This window comes from Modestobacter italicus, from assembly GCF_000306785.1.
Classification (GTDB): Bacteria; Actinomycetota; Actinomycetes; order Mycobacteriales; family Geodermatophilaceae; genus Modestobacter; species Modestobacter italicus.
The window spans coordinates 641,759-662,502 of the sequence record NC_017955.1 but is presented as its reverse complement, the minus strand read 5'-3'; the positions used below and the strand labels follow the sequence as shown (position 1 = coordinate 662,502).

22 protein-coding genes are annotated in these 20,744 nt (G+C 77.2%); 11 read left to right on the top strand and 11 right to left on the bottom strand.

Going from position 1 to position 20,744, the window contains the following annotated elements; genetic code table 11:
• Positions 1–51: 51 nt before the first annotated feature.
• Entirely contained in the window at positions 52–765 is a 714-nt protein-coding gene (locus tag MODMU_RS03200; RefSeq protein WP_014738727.1) for a hemerythrin domain-containing protein, read from the top strand.
• 56 nt (positions 766–821) lie between these two features.
• Here the strand turns inward: MODMU_RS03200 and MODMU_RS29910 are convergent, their stop codons facing one another.
• A complete protein-coding gene (locus MODMU_RS29910) occupies positions 822–1,163 on the bottom strand; it encodes a tetratricopeptide repeat protein (RefSeq protein ID WP_014738726.1) in 342 nt (113 codons plus the stop codon).
• Positions 1,164–1,337: 174 nt separating this feature from the next.
• Between MODMU_RS29910 and MODMU_RS03190 the strand changes: the two genes are divergently transcribed.
• The 5 genes from MODMU_RS03190 (at position 1,338) to MODMU_RS03170 (ending at position 6,835) form a co-directional block, all read left to right on the top strand.
• A complete protein-coding gene (locus MODMU_RS03190) occupies positions 1,338–2,033 on the top strand; it encodes a DUF4383 domain-containing protein (protein WP_014738725.1) in 696 nt (231 codons plus the stop codon).
• A gap of 182 nt (positions 2,034–2,215) precedes the next feature.
• Positions 2,216–3,397: a precorrin-3B synthase gene (gene cobG / locus MODMU_RS03185; protein WP_014738724.1), complete on the top strand. Its 1,182-nt coding sequence runs from the start codon at positions 2,216–2,218 to the stop codon at positions 3,395–3,397.
• Entirely contained in the window at positions 3,397–4,017 is a 621-nt protein-coding gene (locus MODMU_RS03180; RefSeq protein WP_014738723.1) for a precorrin-8X methylmutase, read from the top strand. The genes cobG and MODMU_RS03180 overlap by 1 nt, the downstream gene beginning before the upstream one ends.
• Complete coding sequence (locus MODMU_RS03175) at positions 4,014–5,519, top strand: precorrin-2 C(20)-methyltransferase (RefSeq protein ID WP_014738722.1); 1,506 nt, start codon at positions 4,014–4,016, stop codon at positions 5,517–5,519. The genes MODMU_RS03180 and MODMU_RS03175 overlap by 4 nt, the downstream gene beginning before the upstream one ends.
• A gap of 80 nt (positions 5,520–5,599) precedes the next feature.
• Entirely contained in the window at positions 5,600–6,835 is a 1,236-nt protein-coding gene (locus tag MODMU_RS03170) for an MFS transporter (RefSeq protein ID WP_014738721.1), read from the top strand.
• 54 nt (positions 6,836–6,889) lie between these two features.
• On the opposite strand, the gene MODMU_RS03165 is transcribed toward MODMU_RS03170, so the two are convergent.
• The 7 genes from MODMU_RS03165 to MODMU_RS03140 all read right to left on the bottom strand — a co-directional run bounded on the left by MODMU_RS03165 (position 6,890) and on the right by MODMU_RS03140 (position 12,662).
• Positions 6,890–8,488: a YfjP family GTPase gene (locus tag MODMU_RS03165; RefSeq protein WP_014738720.1), complete on the bottom strand. Its 1,599-nt coding sequence runs from the start codon at positions 8,486–8,488 to the stop codon at positions 6,890–6,892.
• Entirely contained in the window at positions 8,485–10,185 is a 1,701-nt protein-coding gene (locus tag MODMU_RS03160) for a GTPase family protein (RefSeq protein ID WP_014738719.1), read from the bottom strand. The genes MODMU_RS03165 and MODMU_RS03160 overlap by 4 nt, the downstream gene beginning before the upstream one ends.
• A gap of 75 nt (positions 10,186–10,260) precedes the next feature.
• Complete coding sequence (locus MODMU_RS03155; protein ID WP_014738718.1) at positions 10,261–10,746, bottom strand: hypothetical protein; 486 nt, start codon at positions 10,744–10,746, stop codon at positions 10,261–10,263.
• 93 nt (positions 10,747–10,839) lie between these two features.
• Complete coding sequence (locus MODMU_RS03150) at positions 10,840–11,100, bottom strand: VOC family protein (RefSeq protein ID WP_014738717.1); 261 nt, start codon at positions 11,098–11,100, stop codon at positions 10,840–10,842.
• Entirely contained in the window at positions 11,097–11,228 is a 132-nt protein-coding gene (locus tag MODMU_RS29905) for a VOC family protein (protein WP_014738716.1), read from the bottom strand. Before MODMU_RS29905 ends, MODMU_RS03150 begins: the two co-directional genes overlap by 4 nt.
• A 55-nt stretch (positions 11,229–11,283) precedes the next feature.
• Complete coding sequence (locus MODMU_RS03145) at positions 11,284–11,934, bottom strand: HAD hydrolase-like protein (RefSeq protein ID WP_014738715.1); 651 nt, start codon at positions 11,932–11,934, stop codon at positions 11,284–11,286.
• The gene (locus MODMU_RS03140; protein WP_014738714.1) at positions 11,931–12,662 is read right to left on the bottom strand and encodes a cobalt-precorrin-6A reductase; all 732 of its coding nucleotides are present in this window, start codon (positions 12,660–12,662) and stop codon (positions 11,931–11,933) included. Before MODMU_RS03140 ends, MODMU_RS03145 begins: the two co-directional genes overlap by 4 nt.
• 26 nt (positions 12,663–12,688) lie before the next feature.
• Here MODMU_RS03140 and MODMU_RS03135 point away from each other — a divergent pair, with 26 nt between their 5' ends.
• On the top strand, positions 12,689–13,768 hold the full coding sequence (locus MODMU_RS03135; RefSeq protein ID WP_014738713.1) for a cobalt-precorrin-5B (C(1))-methyltransferase: 1,080 nt from the start codon (positions 12,689–12,691) through the stop codon (positions 13,766–13,768).
• Positions 13,769–13,809: 41 nt separating this feature from the next.
• Here the strand turns inward: MODMU_RS03135 and cobM are convergent, their stop codons facing one another.
• The 3 genes from cobM to def are packed head-to-tail and all read right to left on the bottom strand — an operon-like array spanning position 13,810 to position 16,327.
• Positions 13,810–14,550 (bottom strand): precorrin-4 C(11)-methyltransferase, encoded by a 741-nt coding sequence (cobM, locus tag MODMU_RS03130; RefSeq protein WP_014738712.1) that lies wholly within the window; start codon positions 14,548–14,550, stop codon positions 13,810–13,812.
• Positions 14,547–15,773: a bifunctional cobalt-precorrin-7 (C(5))-methyltransferase/cobalt-precorrin-6B (C(15))-methyltransferase gene (locus MODMU_RS03125; RefSeq protein ID WP_014738711.1), complete on the bottom strand. Its 1,227-nt coding sequence runs from the start codon at positions 15,771–15,773 to the stop codon at positions 14,547–14,549. Before MODMU_RS03125 ends, cobM begins: the two co-directional genes overlap by 4 nt.
• A complete protein-coding gene (def, locus tag MODMU_RS03120; protein ID WP_014738710.1) occupies positions 15,770–16,327 on the bottom strand; it encodes a peptide deformylase in 558 nt (185 codons plus the stop codon). Before def ends, MODMU_RS03125 begins: the two co-directional genes overlap by 4 nt.
• A gap of 45 nt (positions 16,328–16,372) precedes the next feature.
• On the opposite strand from def, the gene MODMU_RS03115 reads away from it, so the two are divergent.
• From MODMU_RS03115 to MODMU_RS03095, 4 genes are all read left to right on the top strand, one after another.
• Positions 16,373–17,371, top strand: coding sequence for a cobalamin biosynthesis protein (locus MODMU_RS03115; protein ID WP_014738709.1), 999 nt, complete (start codon positions 16,373–16,375; stop codon positions 17,369–17,371).
• 248 nt (positions 17,372–17,619) lie between these two features.
• Positions 17,620–19,071, top strand: a complete 1,452-nt coding sequence (yczR, locus tag MODMU_RS03105; protein WP_014738708.1) for a MocR-like transcription factor YczR — start codon at positions 17,620–17,622, stop codon at positions 19,069–19,071.
• 176 nt (positions 19,072–19,247) lie between these two features.
• On the top strand, positions 19,248–19,964 hold the full coding sequence (locus MODMU_RS03100) for a PAS and ANTAR domain-containing protein (RefSeq protein WP_014738707.1): 717 nt from the start codon (positions 19,248–19,250) through the stop codon (positions 19,962–19,964).
• 114 nt (positions 19,965–20,078) lie between these two features.
• A complete protein-coding gene (locus MODMU_RS03095; RefSeq protein WP_014738706.1) occupies positions 20,079–20,744 on the top strand; it encodes a lysophospholipid acyltransferase family protein in 666 nt (221 codons plus the stop codon).

Sequence of the window (20,744 nt, the reverse complement as noted above, 5' to 3'; positions counted from 1 at the left end):
CGTGCGGCTCTCCTGCCGCGCCCCCCCCGCCCGGCCCCGAGGAGTCGACGCGTGCTCCGTGCGTCCCGCAGCCCCAGCCCGCTCCGCGTCCCCGGTCAGGCCGCGGCACCCGACGGCCCGGTCGACCTCGCCACGATGTACCTCGTCCACTGGGGCTTCCGGCGCGACCTGGCCGCGTTCGCCGCGGCGGTCCCCCGCACGCCGGTGGCCGACCTCGTCACCTGGAACCGGCTGTCCCGCCGGTTCACGCTGTTCGCCGACGTCCTGCACAAGCACCATGCCGGCGAGGACGCCGGGCTCTGGCCGCTGCTCGCCGAGCGCGGCGCGGACCCCGCCGCCCTCGCCGCCCTCGAGGCGGAGCACGCCGATCTCGACCCCCTGCTGGCCGGGTGCACGGCCGGGCTGCGCGCACTCGCCGCCGGGTCCGTGGCACCGAGCACCCACCCGCGGCTGTGCGCCGCCGTCGACGGCCTGCAGGCGACGCTCGGTGCGCACCTGGCCCACGAGGAACGGGTCGGGATGGTGCTCGTCCAGCAGCACCTGCAGCAGTCGGACTGGGACCGGGTGGACCGCGACCACCTGGCCACGCAGTACCGGGCGCGGGACGTCCCGGCCGCCCTGGGCTGGGTGATGGCCGGCCTGCCCACCGGTGCGGAGCGGCACCTGGCCCTGCCCCACCCCGCGGTGCTGGCCGCCGGGCGGGTGCTGGGCAGGCTGCGCCGCCGGTCGGACGCCCGGACCTTCGGCGCCGGGCTCGGGACGTGACGCGGGGCGGCACCCTCGTCGGGAGGGTGCCGCCCCGTGGGTGAGCAGGTCCTTCGTCAGGCGCCGAGCGCGTCGGCCACCCGGTGGTGCACGGTGGCGTCCGCCGCGCGGCTCTGCCGCTCCAGCGTGCGGGCCAGCGCCCGGCGGGCCCAGCCGTTGGCCGGGGCCAGCTCCACCAGGCGGGTCAGCGACGTCTCGGCCCGGGTGAGCTGGGCGGACCCGAAGTAGCTGCGGGCGAGCAGCTCGAGGGCGGCCTGGTTGTCCGGCTCGGCCTCGAGCACCCCCTCCAGCACCTTGGCCGCCTCGATGGGCTGGCCCATGGCGAGGAACAGGTCGGCGCGGAGGTACTCGGAGTGCAGGTCGATGTCGTGCGGCTGACGGGCGTCGGGCTGGGTCATGGCGCTCCTTCCACGGCCCCCAACCAGACGTCGGCCGCAGAGCTTCCCGACCGGGATCGGGGCAGCGGAACCGGAAAAGTCGTGTCCAACCGAGTTGATCCGCACTGAGTGGGTAGCTCACCGTCGCCGGACGCCACCCGGCCCCGGTACCGACTCCCCTCCGGAGTTCCTGAGATGACCCACGCCCTGCACCTGCCGCACTGGTCCTCCTCGGCCGACGGGGAGGAGGCGGGGCTCGTCCCCGCCGTCCACCGGATCGGCGCGGTCGTCGTCGCCGCGGTGATCGCCGCGTTCGGCGTCCTCGGCCTCGTCAACGGCCTGGCCTACTTCTCCACCGACGGCCAGCGGGTGGCCGGGCTGTCGTCCAACGGGCTGCTGTCGACCATCTCGCTGGTCACCGCACTCGTCCTGGTCGTCGCGGCGTTCCGCAGCTCCCGGGTGGCGTCCACGACGATGCTGGTCATCGGCGTGCTGTTCCTGGTCTCCGCGCTGGCGAACCTCGCGGTGCTGGAGACCGACCTGAACGTCCTGGCCTTCTCCATGGCCAACGTGATCTTCTCGATCGTCGCCGGGCTGGTGCTGCTGACCCTGGGCGCCTACGGCCGGGTGAGCGGGAACCTGCCCCCCGACAGCCCCTACCGGGCCGAGGGCGGCGGGGACGTCCCCGACGACGAGGACACCAGCCAGCAGCTGCCCGAGACCCCTGCGGAGCGGGCCGCGGAGCGCGCCATGCGCGACGCAGAGCTGGCCGTGGTCGAGCACCGCGCCACCCCCGACCAGCAGCGCCGGGTGACGGCGATGGCCGAGGTGCGCACCCGGGCCGACCGGCGCGCGGTGTGGATGTCCTTCGACCGCGCGTCGCTGGGCTGACGGCACGAGCGTGGCATCGACGTCCGGGCGGGGGCTGGCCCTGCTCTCCTTCTGCGATCCGGGCCGACCCGACCGCGCCGCTCCCCACCGGGAGCGCCGGCGCCGGGGCCGGCGACCGCCTGCGGAGGGCGGCGGCCGGGGGTGAGCCCCCGGGGCGGGTGGGAAGTAGCCTCGCGGGCGCCATGTCATCTCCCGCCCTCCCCGCCGCCGCACCCTCCCGGGACCGCGTCGACGCCTGCCCCGGCGCGCTGCAGACCCACGCCGCGGCCGACGGCGGGCTCGCCCGGGTGCGGGTGCCCGGCGGCACGCTGGACGCCGAGCAGCTGCGGGCGCTGGCGGCGGCGGCGCGCGAGCTCGGCGACGGGCACCTGGAGCTGACCAGCCGCGGCAACCTGCAGCTGCGCGGCCTGGCGCCGGGCGCGGAGGCCGAGCTGGGCGCCCGGCTGGCCGACGCCGGGCTGCTGCCCAGCGAGACGCACGAGCGGGTGCGGAACGTGCTGGCCAGCACGTTGTCCGGCCGGACCGCCGCGGGCCACGTCGACGTCCGGCCGTGGGTGCGCGACCTGGACGCCGGGCTCCGGGCCGACCCCGTCCTCGCCGGGCTGCCCGGCCGGTTCCTCGCCACCCTGGACGACGGCCGGGGCGACGTCGCCGGGCTGGGCGGGGACGTCGGCCTGCTCGCCCTCTCCCCCGGCACCGTCGCGCTCATCCTGGCCGGCACCGACTCCGGGCTGCGGGCCGCGCCCGCGGACGCCGTCGCGCTGGCGCTGGCCGCCGCACGGGCCTTCCTCGCCGAGCGCGTCGACCAGGGGTCCTCGGCCTGGCGGCTCGCCGAGCTCACCGACGGCCCTGCCCGGGTCGCCGCCCGACTGGGCGGCCAGGACGGCCCCCGGGTGCGGGTGCCCGAGGCCCCGGTCACCGGCCCGGTGGGCGCGGCCGGGCAGCTCGACGGCCGGACGGCGCTGATCGGCGTCCTCCCGCTCGGGCGGCTCAGCGCCGACCAGGCCGACATGCTCGCCCGGCTGGCCGCCGAGGTGCAGCTGACCCCGTGGCGCAGCGTCGTCGTCCCCGACCTCGCCGAGGACGCCGTGGACGACGCCGCGGTCGACCTGTTCCGCACCGGCGTGGTGTTCGACGAGGCCAGCCCCTGGCTGCAGGTGACCACGTGCGCCGGCCGACCGGGCTGCGCCAAGGCGCTGGCCGACGTCCGCGCCGACGCCACCGCCGCCGTCCGCGCCGGGACGCTCCCCGCAGACGGCGCCCGGCAGCACTGGGTGGGCTGCGAGCGCCGGTGCGGCCGGCCCCAGGGCGACGTGGTCGACGTCGTCGCCACGCCCACCGGTTACCGGATCGAAGAGGACTGATGTACGACTACGAGCACGACGGCGCCGAGATCTACCGGCAGTCCTTCGCGACCATCCGCGCCGAGGCCGACCTCTCCCGGCTGCCGGCCGACGTGGCCCGGGTGGCGGTGCGGATGATCCACGCCTGCGGGCAGGTCGACCTGGTCGACGACGTCGTGTTCTCCCCCCGGGTCGTCGAGCGGGCCCGCGAGGCGCTGGACGCCGGAGCCCCGGTGCTCTGCGACGCGCAGATGGTGGCCTCCGGCGTCACCCGCCGCCGGCTGCCCAAGGACAACGACGTGGTCTGCACGCTGAACGACCCGCGCACCCCCGACCTGGCCCGCGAGCTGGGCACCACCCGCACCGCAGCGGCCATGCACCTGTGGGGCGACCGCCTCGACGGCGCCGTCGTCGCCATCGGCAACGCCCCGACCGCGCTGTTCCACCTGCTGGAGATGGTCGCCGACGGCGCGCCCCGGCCGGCCGCGGTCATCGGCATCCCGGTCGGCTTCATCGGCGCCGTGGAGTCCAAGGAGGCGCTGGCCGCCTCGGACCTCGAGCACCTGGTGGTGCGCGGCCGGCGCGGGGGCAGTGCGATCACCGCAGGCGCCGTCAACGCCATCGCGAGCGACGTCGAGTGACCGGCCGGCTGTACGGGGTGGGGCTCGGCCCCGGCGACCCGGAGCTGGTCACGGTCAAGGCCGCGCGGCTGATCGGCGCGGCCGACGTCGTCGCGTTCCACGCCGCCCAGCACGGCCGGTCGGTGGCCCGCGCCCTCGCCGCGCCGTACCTGCGCGAGGGGCAAGTCGAGGAGCTGCTGGTCTACCCGGTGACCACGGAGACCACCGACCACCCCGGCGGCTACCAGGGGGCCATCGACGAGTTCTACGAGGCCGCCGCCGCCCGGTTGGCCGCGCACCTGGACGCCGGCCGGGACGTCGTCGTCCTCGCCGAGGGCGACCCGTTCTTCTACGGCTCCTACATGCACATGCACAAGCGGCTGGCGCACCGGTACCCGACCGAGGTGGTGCCCGGCGTGACCAGCGTCAGCGGCGCCGCCGCGGTGCTCGGCCGGCCGCTGGTCGAGCGGGACGAGGTGCTCACCGTGCTGCCCGGCACGCTGCCCGCCGAGGAGCTGGCCGAGTGGCTGGCCACCACCGACTCGGCCGCGGTGATGAAGCTGGGGCGGACCTTCCGCAACGTCCGGGATGCCTTCGAGGAGGCCGGCGTGCTCGACCGGGCGTACTACGTCGAGCGGGCCACCACCGACCGGCAGCGGGTCGCCCCGCTGGCCGACGTCGACCCGGACACCGTGCCCTACTTCTCCCTCGCCCTGCTGCCCTCCGAGCTCACCCCGGTTCAGGCGCCGAACCCGGAACCGGTTTCGGCGCCGAACCCTGCGGAGGTCGGGGAGGTCGTCGTCGTCGGGCTCGGGCCCGGGCAGCGCAGCTGGACGACGCCGGAGACCGCCGAGGCGCTGGCCCGCGCCGACGACCTGGTCGGCTACGGCCCCTACCTGGACCGGGTGCCGGCCAACCCGCGGCAGGTCCGGCACCCGAGCGACAACCGGGTGGAGGCCGAGCGGGCGGCGGCCGCGCTGCGGCTGGCGCAGACCGGGCGCCGGGTGGCCGTCGTCTCCAGCGGCGACCCCGGGGTGTTCGCGATGGCCGCGGCGGTGCTGGAGGTGGCCGCGCAGCCGGAGTTCGCCGACGTCGAGGTGCGGGTGCTGCCCGGGCTCACCGCGGCGCAGGCGGTGGCCTCCCGGGTCGGTGCGCCGCTGGGCCACGACTTCTGCGTGCTCAGCCTGTCCGACGTGCTCAAGCCCTGGGACGTCGTCCTGGACCGGCTCCGGCATGCGGCCGCCGCCGACCTGGTGATCGCGCTCTACAACCCCCGGTCGAGGGCACGCCCGCACCAGCTCGCCGAGGCCCGCGACCTGCTGCTCGAGGTGCGCAAGCCGGAGACGGTGGTCGTGGTCGGCCGGGACGTCGGCGGGCCGGAGGAGTCGGTCACCGTCACGACGCTGGACGCCTTCGCCCCGGAGACCGTGGACATGCGCTGCCTGGTGCTCATCGGCTCGACCCAGACCCGGGTCACCCCGGCCGGCGCCGTCTACACCAGCCGCCGCTACCCCGGCGGCTGAAGGACCACCCTGCCCCCCGCTGCAGGGTGGCCGGGGGACGGCGGGGAACACCACGGGGCCGTTGGGGCTTGCACCGGAGCGTGCCCCGTCGACAGCTCGCCCGGACCGCTGCCTTCTGGAGCGTCGCCGTCCTGCTGGTGCTCGTGCTCGCCGCGTCCGGGGTGCCCTCGCCGCTGTACCGGGTCTACGCAGAGCAGTTCGGCTTCGGCCCGGGCGTGATCACCGTCGTCTTCGCCGTCTACACGTTCGCGCTGCTGGTGTCGCTGCTGGTGGTCGGCGGGCTCAGCGACCACGTCGGACGGCGCCCGGTGCTGGCCGCGGCGCTGGTCCTCGAGGCCGCGTCGATGGTGCTGTTCCTGGCCGCGGACGGCGTCGGCTGGCTGCTCGCCGCCCGGATCGTGCAGGGCTTCGCGACCGGTGCGATGACCGGCGCGTTCGGCGCCGCGCTGCTGGACCTGCAGCGCCCGGACCGCCCGCTCGGCCCGCTGGTCAACTCCGCCGCGCCCGGCTTCGGCCTCTCCCTCGGCGCGGTCGGCGCCGGTCTGGCCGTGGAGTTCCTGCCCTCCCCCACCGACTGGGTGTTCGGGCTGCTCACCGGGCTGTGCCTGGCCGCCGCGCTCGGCGTGTGGGTGTTCCTGCCGGAGTCCTCGCCGCGGCTGCCCGGCACGGCGGCCTCGCTGGTGCCCAGCGTCCGCGTGCCCACCTCGCAGCGCCGGGCGTTCATCGTCGTCCTCCCCTGCCTGATCGCCACCTGGGCGCTCGGCGGTCTGTACGCCTCGCTCGGCCCGTCGCTGGTCGCGGGCGTCTTCGGGGTCGAGGACCACGTGGTCGGCAGCCTGCTGATCCTGGCGCTCAACGGCACCGGCCTGATCGGCTCGCTGAGCATGCGGGGTGTGGCGCCGACCCGGCTGATGGTGATCGGTGCGCTGGTCTTCGCCGCCGGGGTCGGCAGCACCGTCGCCGCGCTGGCCACCGGCTCGCTGGCGTTCTTCTTCGTCGCCGCGATCATCTCCGGGTTCGGCTTCGGCTCGGCCTTCCTCGGCGCGATGGCCACCGTCACCCGCGGCGTCGCGGCGGGTGAGCGGGCCTCGCTGCTGTCGGCGGTGTTCACCGTCAGCTACCTCGGCTTCAGCCTGCCGGCCATCGCCGCGGGCGTCGCGGCCGGCCACATCGGGCTGGAGCGGACCGCGCAGGTCTACGGCGTCGGCGTCATCGTCCTGGCCCTGCTCGCCGTCGCCGGGCTCGCCCTGCAGGCCCGCCGCCCGGCTCCCACCCCGCTCCCGGCGCCGGAGGCGGACCCCGCCGCGGTCCGGTGACGCTCGTGCTCTGCTGCCCACCAGGCAGCAGAGCACGAGCGTCCCGGGGTCAGGTCAGCTGCCGGCCCGGGTGACCGCGGCGCAGAACCGGTCGTGGTCGGCGCGGGCCTCGGTCAGCGGCTCCAGCACCTCGGTGTCGGCCACCTCGGCCACCCGCTCGGTCAGCCGCCGGCGCACCTGCCGGGCCCGTCTCCGCGCCCCGGCGTGCACCAGCGGTCTGCTCACCAGCGCCAGCAGCAGGCCGGCGAGCAGCCCGCCGACCAGCAGCAGGGTGGGCACCGGGATGCCCTCCACCCGGGGCAGCGGGACGACGTCGTCCAGCTGCAGCAGGCCCAGCCCGACCAGCCCGAGCAGCCACAGCGCCCCGGCCAGCGCGACCAGCGCGAGCAGCCACTGCAGCCCGCCGACCGCCCGCTGCCAGATCGGCGTCCGGTCCGGCCCGAGGTCGGTGCCGGCGACGGCCCGGTCCAGCCGGTCGGCCAGCCGCTCCTCCTGCAGGTCCGCGGTGCGCCGCAGCTCGTCCCGCCAGGCCTGCGGCAGCCCCTGACCGGCGGCGTCCCGGGCCCGGCGCAGCGCGGCGTCCATGCCGGCCGTCTGCACCGCACCGGCCTCGGGCAGCGAGGTGCGGGCCGCCTCGTCGCCCAGGTGCAGCCGGCTCAGCGGGTCGGCCCGCAGCTTCGAGGTCCAGCGCAGCACCGGCCAGCCGGTGTGCTGGTTCCCCCGGCGACGGGCCGAGCGCTCGACCGCGCTGACGACCGCGGGCACCCCGGCCGCGTTCGCCAGCGCGTCGGCCAGGCCCTCGCGCTCGTCGGGGTCCCGGCTGCGGTCCTGGCCGGCGTCCGGGGCGCAGTGCTGGGCCAGCGCGGCCGCGGCGGCCCGGGCGTCGGCGGCCAGCCGGTCGGTGGCCGCCCGCCGGGCGGCCACCCGGGAGGCGAGCTCGGCGCGCAGCTCGGCCAGCCCGGCCCCGGTGCGGGCCGCGGTGGGCACGATGGGCGTCGCGGCCAGCCCCTCCCGGTCGAGCAGCCCGCGCAGGTCGGCGAGGCAGGCCCGGACCGAGGCGTCGTCCAGCCGGTCGACCTGGTTGAGGACGACGACCAGCACCCCCGCGTGCCCGGCCAGCGGCGCCAGGTACCGCGAGTGCACCGCCGCGTCGGCGTACTTCTGCGGGTCCAGCACCCAGACCAGCACGTCGACCAGCTCCACGAGCCGGTCGACCTCCAGCCGGTTCTCCAGCCGGACGCTGTCGTGGTCGGGCAGGTCGAGCAGCACCAGCCCGTCCAGCGCGGGCTCGGCCGGCTGGACCCGGTGCCGGCGGGGCACCTGCAGCCAGTCGAGCAGCCGGTCGGCGCCGTGCTCGCCCCACACGCTGGCGTGCGCGACCCCGGTGGTGGGCCGGCGGACGCCGGGGCTGCTCACCTCGCTGCCGCTCAGCGCGTTGAACAGCGTGGACTTGCCGCTGCCGGTCGCGCCGGCGAGCGCGACGACGGTCGCGTCGCCGAGCGCCTCGCGGGCGCCGGCCTTGGCCAGCAGGGTGCGGGCGCGGGACACCTCGGGCACCTCGAGCCGGTCCTCGGCGACCTCGACCGCCTCGCGCAGCGCGGACAGCCGGTCGGTCAGGGAGAGCTCGCTGCGCCGCCCGCCGCCCAGCCTCACGCGTGGGCCCCGCGGGCGGTGGCCAGCCCGGCGACCGCGGCGCGCAGCTCGGCGGCGGCGTCCGGGGTGGGCGCGACGTCCGCCAGCAGCTCGGTGAACCGGTCCTGCTCCCTCTGCAGCACCCGGTCGGCGCGGGCGTCCAGGTCGGCGCGGGCCTTCACCGCGAGCTCCCGGACGGCGTTGTCGCCGAACACCGCCTCCAGCAGCCGCTGACCGACGGCCGTGGTGCCGCCGGCGATGACGACCTCGGCACCGGAGAGCCCGGCCGTGGAGGCGAAGACGGCGATCATCAGCGCCGCGCCGGCGCCGTTGACGCCCCAGGACAGCAGCCGGGCCTGCGACCGCTTGCCCGCGCCCTCCTCGCGGACCAGCTCCAGCACGAAGCCCTGCCAGGCCCGCACCTCGTCGGCGGCCACCCCGGTGAAGGCCGGGGAGACGCCGTCCAGCTCGGTCTCCCGGCCGCCGATCAGCGCGATGCCGCCGGGCAGCGAGCGCCAGGCGGCGACGGTGTTCTCCGCCGCCCGGTCGGCCTCGGCCCGCAGCAGCAGCTCGACGCCGGACTCCAGCGCGCCCTGCAGGTCCGCGGCCGGGTTGGGCCGACCGGTGAACGCCGCGGTGACCCGGTCGCGCAGCTTCCCGACCTGCCCCTGCAGGCTGCGCATCCACTCGCCGGTGCCGACGAACTCCTGCCAGCGGGCGAGCACCTCCCCGCGCAGCAGGCTGCCGTTGCCGACGCCCTCGTCGATCGAGGCGCGGGCCCGGGCGTAGGCGGCGTCCGCGGCGGCCCGCAGCGCCTCGGCGGACAGCGCCTGCTCCTCGACGCCGGCGGCGACGACGTCGACCCGGCCGCTGAGGCTCTCCAGCGCGCCGGCCAGCGTCTGCCGGACCACGGCCGCCCGCTGCTCCTGGTCGGCGGCGAGCGCGTGCAGCCAGTCCCGAAGCGGCGCCACCTGGTCGGCCGGCAGGAACCCCTCGACCAGCGGCCGCTCCTCGACGACGAACAGCCGGGCGCCGCCCAGCCCGCCGCGCTGCAGCATCGCGGCCAGGTCGTCGGCGACCTCACCGACCGCCTCGGGCGGCACCCGGTCCAGGACGACGGCCAGCGCGGTGCCGCGCTCCTGCGCCGTCCGCAGCAGGTCCCAGGGGACGGCGTCGGCGTAGCGGGACGCCGTCGTCACGAAGACCCACAGGTCGGCGGCCCCCAGCAGCTGCCCGGCGAGCTCGCGGTTGGCCTCCACGACCGAGTCGACGTCGGGGGCGTCGACCAGGGCCAGGCCCGGTGGCAGGGCGTCGGTGGGCACGAGCGTGATGCCGCTGAGGGTGTCGCCCTCGCCGGTGGTGCGGGCCAGCCCCGGCAGCACCCGGTCGCCGGAGAACCACCCCACGTCGGCGGTCGAGCAGACCAGCACCGGTGAGCGGGTCGTCGGCCGGAGCACGCCCGGGGTGGTGACCCGGGCGCCGAGCACGCTGTTGACCAGCGTGGACTTGCCGGCGCCGGTCGAGCCGCCGACGACGGTCAGCAGCGGGGCGTCCAGGTCGCGCAGGCGGGGCAGGAGGTAGTCGTCGACCTGGTCGACGACGGCGCGGGCGGTACGGGCGGCGGCATCGCGGCCGGTGGTGGCCAGGCCCAGCGGCGCTGCGGCGACGGAGTCGCGCAACCGCTGCAGGGCGTCCGGCAGCCCGGTCGGGGTGGTCATGCCCCGGTACCTGCCCGCGGCGGTGGATCTTCACCCCTCGACGGCCCGGCCCGCCGTGCCGGGCTCAGCCGGGGGTCACTCGCGCACCGGCCACGGGACGACCGGCCCCAGGACGACGCGGGCGTCGGCGACCCCGTCGTCGGGGCGGACGACCTCGGCGTGCTCGTGGCTGCCCGCCGCGTGGGCGAGCGCGGCCAGCAGCAGGGTGAGCTCGGCGCGGTCCACCCCCGCGGTCAGGTCGGCGAGGTCGACCGGCTGGCCGTCGGCGAGGCCGGCCGCCGCCCGCAGCAGCCGCAGCTGGCCGCTGCTGCCGGAGATCACCCCGCGGCGCAGGGCGCCGTCCAGGTCGGCCCACTGCACCGCCGCCCACGGGCCGCCGTCGGCGTCGCCGTCCAGCGCGATGGTGATCAGCCCCGCGGCCTGCAGCCGGGGTAGCCAGTGGCCGGAGTTGGCCAGCAGCAGCACGGCGGCCTCCACGGCGTAGTCGCCCACGGCCGCCCGCAGCAGCGCGCTCTCCACGTCCAGCAGGTCCAGGTCGACCGCCTGCGGTTCACCGATCACGGCAGCACACCTCCACGGCAGATCCCCTTCCGGCGGAGCACCTCTGTGCACCCGGTCCCACTGTGCCCGCAGGGTCTGACAAGACGCCGTGGGTCAGGGCGCGGCCCGCTCGGCGTCGCTGCGCAGGATGCAGAACTCGTTGCCCTCGGGGTCGGCGAGCACCACCCAGCCGCTCCCGTCGGGCCGGCGGCGGTCGTCGAGCTCGCGGACGCCCAGCTCCAGCAGCCGCTGCAGCTCCTCGTCCCGGGTCCCGGCGGCCGGCACCAGGTCCAGGTGCAGCCGGTTCTTGACCGTCTTGGCCTCCGGCACCTCGATGAACAGCAGCCGCTGCCCGCCGTCCGGCGCGGCGATCATGCACTCCTCGTGGCCGGCTCGTTCGGGTCGTCCGGGTCCTCGGTGAACCCCAGCACCGCCGACCAGAACAGCGAGAGCGCGTAGGCGTCGGAGCAGTCGACCGAGGTGTGCGAGATGCGTGCCGTCATGGCGGCAGCGTCGCCGCCGGACGGCCGCGGTGTCCACGTCGTTTGCCGGGCACGCTCAGCCCGGGAGTGCGCCCAGTGCCGGCAGCACGTCGGCCGGGGTGGCGGCGACGGCCGCCGCGCCGGCCGCGGCCAGCTCGCCGGGCGGCGCCGGACCCCACCCCGCACCGATGCAGGGCAGCCCGTGCGCGGCGGCACCGAGCACGTCGTGCGACCGGTCGCCGACGAGCACCGGCCGCTCGCCGTCCGGGTGGGCGGCCAGCGCGGCGGCGACCACGTCGTGCTTGTGCCGCACGGTGCCGTCCAGCGTCGCGCCGTGCACGCCGGCGAACGCCGGCAGCAGGCCGGTGTGGGCCAGGATGCGCACCGCGAACGGCTCCGGCTTGCTGGTCGCCACGGCGAGGGTCGCCCCGTCGGCGCGGAGCGCGGCCAGCAGCCCGGGGATGCCGGGGTACACGTCGGCGTCGAACATCGCCCCCGCCGCGTAGTGCGCCCGGTAGGCGCCCACCGCCCGGTCGACGTCCTCGCCGACCAGGCCGAAGGCGCTGGCGAAGCCGTCCTGCAGCGGGGGGCCCACCATCGACCGCAGCTGGCCCGGGGTCGGCTCGGGGAGCCCGAGCGCGGCGGCGGCGACCCGGATCGAGGCCCAGATGCCCGGCGTGGAGTCGACCAGGGTGCCGTCCATGTCGAAGAGCACCAGCCGGCTCATCGGCTGCGGATCCAGGCGAGGGCCTCGTCGACGGTGGCCACGGTCGCGACGCCCGCCGGCAGCGGCGGCCGGCGGACCAGCACGACCGGGATGCCCAGCTCGCGGGCGGCGGTCAGCTTGGCCTCGGTCATGTGCCCGCCGGAGTCCTTGGTGACCACGACGTCCACCGCGTGCTCGCGCATCAGCGCCAGCTCGTCGGCGACGCTGAACGGCCCGCGGTCCAGCAGCAGGGTCGCCCCGGCCGGCAGCGGCTCGTCGGGTGGGTCGACCGAGCGCACCAGCACCCGCCCGGGCAGGTCGGCGAAGGTCCGCACGCCCTGCCGGCCGGTGGTGAGGAAGACGCTGGAGCGGTCGGCGACGGTGGCCGCGGCGTCGGCCAGCGAGTCGACGAACCGCCAGTCGTCCCCGGGCTGCGGCGTCCAGCCCGGCCGCTGCAGCCGGAGCAGCGGCGTGCCGTGCGCGGCCGCCGCGGCGGCGGCCGACGCGGTGATCTCGGCGGCGAACGGGTGGGTGGCGTCGACGACGGCGCGCGGGCGGTGCTCGGCCAGCCAGGCCGCCAGCCCCTCCGCGCCGCCGAACCCGCCGACCCGCACCTCGCCCACCGGCAGCACCGGCTCGGCGACCCGGCCGGCCAGCGAGGAGAGCACGTCGACCCCGTCGGCGACGAGCGCGGCAGCCAGCCGCCGCGCCTCCCCGGTACCGCCCAGCACCAGCACCTGACCGGTCACCGGGGTCCGCCAGGCACCATGGGCCCGTGACCGAGGACGGCAGGGGGCTGCGGCACGGCTGGACGACGGGTGCCTGCGCCACCGCCGCGACCACCGCCGCCTACACCGCGCTGCTCACCGGCGAGTTCCCCGACCCGGTGACCATCGACCTGCCCCATGACCGGCACCCCTCGTTCGCCCTGGCCCGCGAGCACCGGGACGGCGCCCGCGCCACCGTCGGCATCGTCAAGGACGCCGGCGACGACCCGGACGTCACCCACGGCGCGCTGGTGTCCGCGACGGTCTCGCCCGGCGAGCCCGGCAGCGGCGTGGTCTTCCGGGCCGGCGAGGGCGTCGGGACGGTGACCAAGCCCGGCCTGCCGCTGGCCGTCGGCGAGCCGGCGATCAACCCGATGCCGCGGCAGTTCATGACCGAGCACGTCGCCGCGGTGGCCGGCCGGTTCGGCGGCACGGGCGACGTCGTCGTCGAGGTGTCGGTGGAGAACGGCGCGGAGCTGGCCCGCAAGACCTGGAACCCGCGGCTGGGCATCCTCGGCGGCCTGTCGATCCTGGGCACCACGGGCGTCGTCGTCCCGTACTCCTGCTCGTCCTGGATCGACTCCATCCGCCGGGGCATCGACGTCGCCCGCGCGGCCGGGCACACCCACGTCGCGGGCTGCACCGGCTCGACCAGCGAGCGGACCGTCCAGCAGCTCTACGGCCTGCCCGAGGACGCGCTGCTGGACATGGGCGACTTCGCCGGTGCGGTGCTCAAGTACCTGCGCCGGCACCCGGTGCCCCGGCTGACCGTCGCCGGCGGCATCGGGAAGCTGGCCAAGCTCGCCGAGGGCCACCTGGACCTGCACTCGGGCCGGTCGCAGGTCTCGTTCGCGGCGCTGGCGCAGCTGGTCGCGGACGCCGGTGGGTCGGCGGAGCTCGTCGCCGGGGTGCGTGCGGCGAACACCGCCCTGGACGCGCTGCAGCAGTCCCGGGCCGCCGGGCTCCCGCTGGGCGACCTGGTCGCCGCCGGCGCGCGCCGGACGGCGGAGGACGTGCTCCGCGGCGCCCCGGTGGCGGTGGACGTCGTGGTCATCGACCGCGCCGGCACCATCGTCGGCCGCGCCTGAGTGGAGTGCCACGGCGCGGAGAATGATGCCCTGGCACTCCACTAGCGTTGCCGCGTCGTCGAGTAGAGGTGGCTGTCGAGGAACTGCTCGGCGGCCAGCACCCGGCCGACGACGACCACGGCGGTGCGCCGCACGCCGGCCGCGGTGACCTGGTCGGCGATGTCGGCGAGCGTGCCGCGGAGCACCAGCTCGTCGTCCCGGCTGGCCCAGGCCACCACCGCCACCGGGCAGTCCTCGCCGTAGTGCGCGGCCAGCTCCGGGGCGAGCGCGTCCATCCGCTGCACCGCCAGGTGCAGCACCAGGGTGGCGCCGGTGGCCGCGTAGGCGGCCAGCTCCTCCCCCGGCGGCATCGGCGTCGACCGGGCCGACGTCCGGGTGAGGACGACGGTCTGCGCCACCCCCGGCACGGTGAGCTCCCGCTTCAGCGAGGCGGCCGCGGCGGCGAAGGCCGGCACCCCCGGGACGACGTCGTAGGGCACCCCCGCGGCGTCCAGCCGGCGCATCTGCTCGGCCATCGCGCTGTAGACCGACGGGTCGCCGGAGTGCAGCCGGGCGACGTCCTGGCCGGCCTCGTGCGCGGCGACCAGCTCTGCGGTGATCTGGTCCAGGTCGAGGTCGGCGGTGTCGACCAGCCGGGCGCCCGGCGGTGCGGTGGCCAGCAGCTCCCGCGGGACGAGCGCCCCGGCGTAGAGGCAGACCGGCGACGCGGCGATCAGCCGCGCGGCCCGCACGGTCACGAGGTCGGCGGCCCCCGGGCCCGCCCCGATGAAGTGCACGGTCACCGCGTCACGCTCCAGATGGTCACCGGCATGGCGGGCTTCCAGCCGGTGAAGCCGCCGACCGGCTGGGCGTGCGCGACCAGCAGCCGGGTCAGCTGGCCGCCGACCCGCGCGTGCCACTGCGCCAGCACCGCCTCGCTCTCCACGGTCACCGCGTTGACCACGAGCCGGCCGCCGGGGGCCAGCGCGGCCCAGCAGTCCTCCAGCACACCGGGCTCGGTGGCCCCGCCACCGACGAAGACGGCGTCCGGGGCGGGCAGCCCGCCCAGCGCCTCGGGCGCCTTCCCCTCGACCACCTGCAGCCCGGGGACGCCGAGCCGCGCGGCGTTCTGCCCGATCCGGTGGGCGCGGTCCGGGCGGGACTCGACCGCGACCGCCCGGCAGGAGGGGTGCACCCGCATCCACTCGATGCCGATCGAGCCGGCGCCCCCGCCGACGTCCCACAGCAGCTGACCGGGCAGCGGCGCGAGCCGGGACAGCGTCACCGCCCGGACGTCGCGCTTGGTCAGCTGCCCGTCGGAGGCGTAGGCCTCGTCGGGCAGGCCGGGGACGGTGGGCAGCGGCACCGTCCCCGGGTCGGCGACGACCTCGACCGCGGTGACCACGAGCGGGTCGGTCTCGGCGTGCGCCCACGCGGCGGCGGTGCCGGTGAACCGGCGCTCGGCCGCCCCGCCGAGCTGGGCCAGCGCGGTCAGCCGGCTCGCCCCGTAGCCCCACTGCCGCAGCCGGTCGGCGGCCAGGCCGGGCGTGGTGGTGTCCGCACCGAGCACGACCAGCCGCCGTCCGGGGGTGACGTGCGGGACCAGCAGCTCCAGCGGGCGCCAGACCACCGACACGACCGTCGTCTCCTCCACCGACCAGCCCATCCGCGAGCAGGCCAGGGTCACCGACGACGGGTGCGGGACGACGTCGACCGCAGCCGCGCCGAACCAGCGGACCAGCGTGGTGCCGATCCCGGAGAACATCGGGTCGCCGCTGGCCAGCACCACCACCCGGCGGCCGGGGTGGGCGGTCGGGAGCTCCCGGACGGCCAGCGCCATCGGCGAGGGCCACGGCACCCGCTCGGCGTCCACCTCGGCGGGCACCAGGCCGAGCTGGCGGGCGCTGCCGCGGAGGACGTCGGCGCCGGCGATCGCCCGCCGGGCCGCCGGGGACAGCCCGTCCCACCCGTCGGCACCGATGCCGACGACGGTGACCGTCCACCCCTCCGGCGCCGCGGCGGTCACGCGGGCAGCTCACCCTCCGGACCGGCGGCCTCGGCCAGCAGCAGCTCGCGCTGCTCGGCGGGCAGCCGGTCGACGTAGACGGTGCCGTCGAGGTGGTCGACCTCGTGCTGCAGGCACCGGGCGGCCATCCCGGTCGCCTCGATCGAGGTCGGCGCACCGTGCGCGTCGACCCCGTCGACCCGGGCCCGGAAGGCGCGCTCCAGCTCGGCGTACGGGCCGGGGACCGACAGGCAGCCCTCCTCGGTCACCTCGACCGCCGGCTCGTCGCCGACCGGGTCGAGCACCGTGAGGACCGGGTTCACCACGTAGCCGATGACGTCCTCGCCGTCGGCGTCCGGGCAGTCCATGACGAAGACCCGCGCGTCGACGCCGATCTGGTTGGCCGCCAGCCCCACCCCGTCGGCGGCCTCCATGCTGGCGAACATGTCCAGCAGCAGGTGCCGCAGCGCCCGGTCGAACTCGGTGACCGGGGCGCACGGGCGGTGCAGCACCGGGTCGGTGCCGTAGGTGACGATCGGCCGGGCGACGCCGTCGTAACGGCCGGGCAGGCGCATGACCGTCGATCCTAGGGACGTCGCCGGTCTCTACAGTCACCGGCGATGTCCTCCGCCGGCGCTCGTGCTCTGCTGCCTCCCCGGCAGCAGAGCACGAGCCTCGGCCGGAGGGGTGCCGCGACGGCGGCCGGGCTGGCCCTCGGCAGCCTCGCCGACCTGCTGCTCGCCGACCCGCGCCGCGGCCACCCGGTGGCCGGCTTCGGGCAGGCGGCGGGCGCTCTGGAGCGCCGGACGTGGCGGGACCACCGTGCGGCCGGCGTCGCGTACGCGGCCGTCTGCGTCGGCACGGCGGCGGCGGTCGGGACGGCGGGGCAGCGGCTGACCGCCGGCCGGCCGCTGGCCCGCACCGCGCTCACCGCCGCCGCCACCTGGGCCGTGCTGGGCGGCACCTCGCTGGGCCGGGCCGCGACCACGATGGAGCAGCACCTGGCCGCCGGCGACCTGGCCGCCGCCCGCGCCCACCTGCCCACCCTCGCCGGGCGCGACCCCCGCGGTCTCGACGAACCGGCCCTGGTGCGGGCCACCGTCGAGTCGGTCGCGGAGAACACCTCCGACGCCGCCGTCGCGCCGCTGTTCTGGGGCGCGGTCGCCGGGCTGCCGGGGCTGCTGGCCTACCGGGCGGCGAACACGCTGGACGCGATGGTCGGCTACCGGTCGGCCCGGCACCTGCGGTTCGGCTGGGCCGCCGCCCGCCTCGACGACGTGCTGAACTGGCTGCCGGCCCGGACGACCGCCGCCCTCACCGTGCTCACCGCGCCGCTGGTCGGCGCCTCGCCGGCCGGGGCCTGGCGCGCCTGGCAGCGAGACGGCGCCGCCCACCCCAGCCCGAACGCCGGACGCTGCGAGGCCGCGCTGGCCGGCGCCCTCGGCGTGCGGCTGGGCGGGCGCAACGCCTACGGCGAGCGGGTCGAGGAGCGACCGGGCCTGGGCGACGGTCAGCCGCCGGTGCGCGGCGACATCCGCCGCGCGGTCCGGCTCTCCCGGGCGGTGTGGACCGCCGCGGCGGTCCTGGCGACCGCAGCCCGGCTGGCCCGCCGGGGCTGAGCGCCCCGCCGGTGCAGCACCCCCCGCGGAGCGGGGAGCACCGGGAAGCCGGCCGGGTCGGTGCGCTCGTGGCTGGCCGGCGGGTCACCGGACCCCCGCCCGCCGCGGACGGCGACGACGAGGGTGGTGACCGCGAGGCCACCCAGCCCGAGCAGGAACAGCAGGACGAGGACTCCACCTGTGGTCATGGGACGACAGTGGCACCGTCTGGACTGGTGCGATGCAGGCCAATCCGGCATGGTGGCCGCATGCCAGTTGCGTCCGAGCAGTCCACCGGTGCCCGTGAGGTGGCCACGCTGATCGGGCCGGTCGGCTCCCTCGCCGCGCCGCGGTACGCCGGGCTGGCCCGCCGGGTCCGCGAGCTGGTGCTGGCCGGGCAGCTGCCGGCCGGCACCCGGCTGCCCGCCGAGCGGGACCTGGCCGCCGCGCTCGCGGTCAGCCGGGTGACCGTCGCCTCGGCCTACCGGGTGCTGCGCGAGGAGGGCTGGGCCCGGACCCGGCACGGCTCGGGGACCGTGACCGAGGTGCCGGGCGGCGGCGACGACCGGGCGAGCTGGCTCCCGGAGCACACCGCCGACCTGGTCGACCTGGCGCACGCCTCGCCCTCCGCCGTCCCGCAGCTCGAGCCCGCCTACCGCCGGGCGGTCGAGCTGCTGCCCTCGGTCACCGACGGGCACGGCTACTCCCCCGGCGGGCTGCCCGAGCTGCGCGTGGCGATCGCCGACCGCTACACCGCCCGGGGCCTCCCGACCGAGCCCGACCAGGTGGTCGTCACCTGCGGGGTCGGCGACGCGGCGGCCGTCGTCGTCGACGCCCTGCTCGAGACCGGCGACCGGGTGCTGGTCGAGCACCCCAGCTACCCCGGGGCGCTCCGCCTGGTGGAGAGCGCCGGCGCCCGGCTGGTCCCGGTGCCGGTGGACGAGGCCCGGCCCGACGACCTGGTCGAGGCCGCGCACCTGGCCGCCCGGCAGAGCAGCCCGCGGATGGCCTACCTGATCCCCGACTTCACCAACCCGACCGGCGCGCGGCTCACCGCGACCGGGCGCCGGCGGCTGGCGGCGACCCTCTGGCAGCAGGGCGTGCTCGGCGTGGTCGACGAGTCGTGCGCCGAGCTGTACCTCGACGAGGGCCCGCTGCCGCCGTACGCCGCCGGGCTGCCCGACGCCGCCACGATCACCCTCGGCGGGCTGGCCAAGGCGGTGTGGGGAGGGCTGCGGATCGGCTGGCTGCGGACCGACGCCGCCCTGGCCGCCCGGCTGAGCACCGTCTACGGCCGCCGGCAGCTGTCGGTCGGCCTGGTCGACCAGCTGGTCGCCACCCTGCTGGTCCGGGACCTGGACGCCGTGCTGGAGCACCGCCGTGCGCAGCTGCGCACCCAGCGGGCGGCGCTGCTCGACGCGCTGGCCGACCAGTTCCCGGACTGGCAGGTGCACCCGCCGGCCGGGGGCCTGTCGCTGTGGTGCCGGCTACCGCCGGGGCTCAGCTCCGCCGCGCTCACCGCTGCCGCGGCGCCGCACGGTCTGCTGCTCGCCGAGGGGCGCGCCTTCGGCACCGGCCACGCCTTCGACGACCACCTGCGGCTGCCGTTCACCCGCCCCGCCCCGGCGCTGCGCGGCGCGGTCGAGGTGCTGGCCCGGCTGGCCGAGGGTCTGCGCGGCGGCACCGGGCACCCCGCCGTCCCGGCCCGCACCGTGGTCTGACCGGTCACCCGGACGCCGCGCGCCGGGCGGTGTGCGCGTACGCCGCGGGCGCGGTAGCTTCAGCGCACTGGAGCGGTCGCGCCTGAGGAGGGCCGACGGGTCGTCCGGGTCGAGTCAACGGCTGGAGGACCCCCGCCGGAATCCTTCCGGTGCGCCCGGCTAGATCGGTCGATGTCATGTCCTCCACGTCCGCGTTGCCCCTCACCGCACCCACGCACCCGCGCCCGCAGGCGCACGCCCGCGCCCGCCACCCCGCGTTCCGGCCGACGCCGCTGACCGCCCGGTTCCGCGGCGACCTCACCACCGAGCAGTGGTGGTGGTCCCCGGAGCTCTTCGAGCTGCACGGCATCCCGAGCGGCTCGGTCGAGCCCACGGTCGGGCTGCTGCTCGCCCACGTCCACGGTGACGACCGGCCGGCGCTGCAGGAGGCGCTGCGCGAGGCCGCCACCACGGCCGCCCCCTTCACCCGGGAGTACCGGGTGCTGCGGCTGGACGGCCGGCCGATCACCGCCCTGCTGGTGTGCGAGCCGGAGACCGACGCGGCCGGCGCCGTCACCGCCCTGACCGGGCTGGTGGTCGACGTGACGGCGGGACGCAGCCAGGCGCCCGCCGACGACCAGCTCCGGCAGCTGGAGACCGAGGTGGAGCAGCTGCGCAGCGCGATGGCCAGCCGCGCGGCCATCGAGCAGGCCAAGGGGATCCTGATGCTGCTCATGTCCTGCGGTGACCAGGTGGCCTTCGACCTGCTGGCGCACATCTCCAGCCACACCCACCGCAAGGTCCGCGACGTGGCGGTGTCGATCATCGAGTCGGCGAGCGGGCGCACCCCGCTGCCCGACGACGTCCGCGACATCCTGCACGACGCCTGCCCGCCGGGCCGCGCGGCGGTCTGACGGCCCGCCCGGGCCCGCGTCGCACCCGCCCGTCCCCGCCCGGCACCGATCGGAGAGGATGCCCGGAACGGTCCGGGGCCGACGAGGGTCCGGGACGAGGGAGGGGGCCGCGGCGTGTTCTACCTGCTTGCGCGGTTCGTGCTGCGTCCGCTGGTCTGGGTGGTCTTCCGGCCCGCGGTCACCGGCCGGGAGAACGTGCCGCTCACCGGGCCGGTGATCCTGGCCAGCAACCACCTCTCCTTCATCGACAGCATCGCCATCCCACTGATGGCGCCGCGCAAGGTCGCCTACCTGGCCAAGGCCGAGTACTTCCGCGGCTCCGGGTTCAGCGGCTGGGTGTCCCGCACCCTGTTCACCGCGCTCGGTGCGCTGCCGGTGGAGCGGGAGGCCTCGAGGGCGGCGCAGGCCGCGCTGGACACCGCGATGGGCGTGCTCCGGGGCGGTGGCGCGTTCGGCATCTACCCGGAGGGCACCCGGTCCCGCGACGGCCGGCTCGCCCGCGGGAAGACCGGTGTCGCCTGGCTGGCGCTCAACGCCGACTGCCCGGTCGTCCCGGTCGCCGTCCGCGGTACCGACAAGATCCAGCCGATCGGGGCGCGCTGGCCGCGCCCGCACCGGGTGTACGTGACGTTCGGCGAGCCGCTGACCTTCCCCGAGCACCGCGGCCAGGCCGGCAAGGGCCGGGCGCGCCGCGAGGTCACCGACCAGGTGATGGAGGCGATCGCCGAGCTGTCGGGCCAGGAGAAGGCCGGCTGGGGCACGCCGTCCGCGGCCGCCTGA

What these genes read in the sequence shown, in the direction of transcription:
- MODMU_RS03150 (WP_014738717.1), bottom strand. Translation starts at nt 11,100, where the DNA reads ATGATCGCCGCGCCGGACGGCGGGCAGCGGCTGCTGTTCATCGAGGTG.
- MODMU_RS29905 (WP_014738716.1), bottom strand. Translation starts at nt 11,228, where the DNA reads ATGACGGCACGCATCTCGCACACCTCGGTCGACTGCTCCGACGCCTAC.
- yczR (WP_014738708.1), top strand. Translation starts at nt 17,620, where the DNA reads ATGCCAGTTGCGTCCGAGCAGTCCACCGGTGCCCGTGAGGTGGCCACG.
- cobG (WP_014738724.1), top strand. Translation starts at nt 2,216, where the DNA reads ATGTCATCTCCCGCCCTCCCCGCCGCCGCACCCTCCCGGGACCGCGTC.
- MODMU_RS29910 (WP_014738726.1), bottom strand. Translation starts at nt 1,163, where the DNA reads ATGACCCAGCCCGACGCCCGTCAGCCGCACGACATCGACCTGCACTCC.
- def (WP_014738710.1), bottom strand. Translation starts at nt 16,327, where the DNA reads ATGCGCCTGCCCGGCCGTTACGACGGCGTCGCCCGGCCGATCGTCACC.
- MODMU_RS03115 (WP_014738709.1), top strand. Translation starts at nt 16,373, where the DNA reads ATGTCCTCCGCCGGCGCTCGTGCTCTGCTGCCTCCCCGGCAGCAGAGC.
- MODMU_RS03145 (WP_014738715.1), bottom strand. Translation starts at nt 11,934, where the DNA reads ATGAGCCGGCTGGTGCTCTTCGACATGGACGGCACCCTGGTCGACTCC.
- MODMU_RS03160 (WP_014738719.1), bottom strand. Translation starts at nt 10,185, where the DNA reads ATGACCACCCCGACCGGGCTGCCGGACGCCCTGCAGCGGTTGCGCGAC.
- MODMU_RS03100 (WP_014738707.1), top strand. Translation starts at nt 19,248, where the DNA reads ATGTCCTCCACGTCCGCGTTGCCCCTCACCGCACCCACGCACCCGCGC.
- MODMU_RS03190 (WP_014738725.1), top strand. Translation starts at nt 1,338, where the DNA reads ATGACCCACGCCCTGCACCTGCCGCACTGGTCCTCCTCGGCCGACGGG.
- MODMU_RS03180 (WP_014738723.1), top strand. Translation starts at nt 3,397, where the DNA reads ATGTACGACTACGAGCACGACGGCGCCGAGATCTACCGGCAGTCCTTC.